Below are 2,789 nucleotides of genomic sequence, written 5' to 3'. Positions count from 1 at the left end.
AATTTATTCTTTCATTAGTTTGGTGTAGCTCTTTGAGGTATTGGTATCTTATAATCAATGAAAATCAAAGAGCAAACTAGGAAGCTAACCGCAGGCTGTCATTGAGTTCGGCAAGGTGAAGCTGACGTGGTTTGAAGAGATTTTCGAAGAGTATAAAATATTCAGGTGACGCATAGATATAGTTAATTGAAGCTTTGTTTGAAATCTGATAAAATAATGATATTACTAAGTTTTAAAAACTAAAGAAAAGGGAAGATATGATTACAGGCGAATTAAAAAATAAAATCGATCAGTTGTGGGAAATTCTTTGGACAGAAGGAAACGCAAATCCTTTAACAAATATTGAACAGTTGACTTATCTCTTATTTATGAAAGATTTGGATAGTGTCGAGCTTGGACGTGAAAGTGATGCTGAATTTCTAGGGATTCCTTATGAGGGAGTTTTTCCAAAAGATAAACCTGAATACCGTTGGTCAACTTTTAAAAATATAGGAGATGCTCAGGAAGTTTATCGTTTAATGACTCAGGAGATTTTTCCGTTTATTAAAAATCTCAAGGGAGATACAGATGATACAGCCTTTTCACGATATATGCGAGAAGCTATTTTTCAAATAAATAAACCTGCTACGCTTCAAAAGGCAATTTCTATCTTAGATGTTTTTCCAACTAGGGGATTAGATGTAGATTTTGATAATGACAAACAAAGTATTACTGATATCGGAGATATCTATGAATATCTGTTATCAAAATTGTCGACCGCAGGTAAAAATGGACAGTTCCGTACACCTCGTCACATCATCGATATGATGGTTGAGTTGATGCAACCGACCATCAAAGATATTATCTCAGATCCTGCTATGGGTTCTGCTGGCTTCTTAGTATCTGCTAGCCGTTACTTAAAGCGTAAGAAAGATGAATGGGAAACCAATACAGATAATATCAATCATTTTCATAATCAGATGTTTCATGGAAATGATACGGATACGACTATGTTGAGACTTGGGGCGATGAACATGATGCTACATGGAGTAGAAAATCCACAAATCAGTTACCTTGACTCGCTGTCTCAAGATAATGAAGAAGCCGATAAATATACTTTGGTTTTAGCAAATCCTCCTTTTAAGGGCTCACTTGACTACAATTCAACCTCTAATGACCTTCTTGCAACCGTAAAAACCAAAAAAACAGAATTACTCTTTCTTTCTCTTTTCTTGCGAACTTTAAAACCAGGTGGACGAGCAGCAGTTATCGTACCTGATGGTGTCCTTTTTGGTTCGTCTAAAGCTCATAAAGGAATTCGTCAGGAAATTGTAGAGAACCATAAGCTTGATGCTGTAATCTCAATGCCTAGTGGTGTTTTCAAGCCTTATGCTGGAGTTTCAACTGCCATTCTCATCTTTACAAAAACTGGCAATGGTGGTACTGACAAGGTCTGGTTTTACGATATGAAAGCGGATGGCTTAAGTTTGGATGATAAGCGACAACCGATTAGCGACAATGATATTCCAGATATTATCGAACGCTTTCATCATCTTGAAAAAGAAGCAGAACGTCAGAGAACGGATCAATCTTTCTTTGTTCCAGTTGCTGAGATAAAGGAAAATGATTATGATTTGTCTATCAATAAATATAAAGAGATTGAGTATGAAAAAGTTGAGTATGAACCAACAGAAGTCATCTTAAAGAAAATCAATGATTTAGAAAAAGAAATTCAAGCTGGCTTAGCAGAGTTAGAAGAATTACTCAAGTAGGGAGGTGGCTGTATGAAAAAAGTGAAGTTGGGGGAAGTTTGTGAGATTTTATCTGGTTACGCTTTTAAATCATCACAATTTAATGATAACAAAATTGGTCTCCCCTTAATACGAATTCGAGATGTAGAAAGAGGTTTTTCTGATACCTACTTTGAAGGAACTTATTCCGAAGAATATCTTATTAAAAATGGAGACTTATTGATTACAATGGATGGCAGTTTTATATTGAAAAAATGGGAGGGGGATTTAGCGCTACTTAATCAACGTGTCTGTAAAATTAAAATTACGGATAAAAGTGTAGATGAAGGTTATATATCTTGGTTGATTCCTAAATTTTTAAAAGAAATTGAAGATAAGACCCCTTTTGTTACAGTGAAACATCTTTCAGTAGCTAAAATAAAAGATATCTCATTTGTATTGCCTAATAAACTAGAACAAAAGCTAATTGCAAAAAAACTAAATACGATAAGTCAAATTTATGATTTTCGTAAAATTCAATCAGAAAAATTTAACGAGCTCGTCAAATCCCGATATTCCGAGGAGGTGGTTGCATGAAGAAAGTGAAATTAGGGGAATTAGTTTCTATTCAAACTGGTAAATTGGATGCCAATGCTGCAGTTGTCGGAGGTAAGTATCCATTTTTCACAACAGCAAAAGAAATTTTGTGGATTAACGATTATGTTTATGACGACGAAGTCGTTTTAGTTGCAGGAAACGGGGATTTAAATGTTAAGTATTATAAAGGAAAATTTAATGCTTATCAAAGAACTTATATTTTGAGTAATAATTCTAATGTAAAAATGAAATATCTATACTACTTTCTTGATAAGTATATAGAGATTTTGCGCTACCAGTCAATTGGAGGAGTAATAAAGTATATTAAATTTAATAATTTATCAAATGCTCTAGTTCCAATGATGAGTGTTTCTGAACAAGAAAATATTATTCAGAATTTTGAGAAAATAGATTATCTAATTTCAAAAAGAAGTCAGCAATACACGGAATTATCAAACCTTGTAAAATCCCGATTTAACGAGA

2 protein-coding genes and 1 pseudogene are annotated in these 2,789 nt (G+C 33.7%); all 3 read left to right on the top strand.

Translation table 11 applies throughout. The annotated features are described in order from the left end of the window. Nucleotides 1–257 precede the first annotated feature (257 nt). On the top strand, nucleotides 258–1,751 hold the full coding sequence (locus HT715_RS11485; RefSeq protein ID WP_000627747.1) for a class I SAM-dependent DNA methyltransferase: 1,494 nt from the start codon (nucleotides 258–260) through the stop codon (nucleotides 1,749–1,751). Between the two features lie 12 nt (nucleotides 1,752–1,763). Beyond that, nucleotides 1,764–2,291: pseudogene (locus tag HT715_RS11480) on the top strand (restriction endonuclease subunit S); the annotation flags it as partial. A gap of 11 nt (nucleotides 2,292–2,302) precedes the next feature. Then, nucleotides 2,303–2,789 (top strand): restriction endonuclease subunit S (locus HT715_RS11475; RefSeq protein ID WP_172922974.1); only part of this gene is annotated, 487 nt, incomplete at its 3' end.

This window comes from Streptococcus sp. 4155, from assembly GCF_013276695.1.
Taxonomy (GTDB): Bacteria; Bacillota; Bacilli; order Lactobacillales; family Streptococcaceae; genus Streptococcus; species Streptococcus pseudopneumoniae.
The sequence above is the reverse complement of the archived record's forward strand: the minus strand, read 5'-3'. Positions and strand labels throughout refer to the sequence as shown.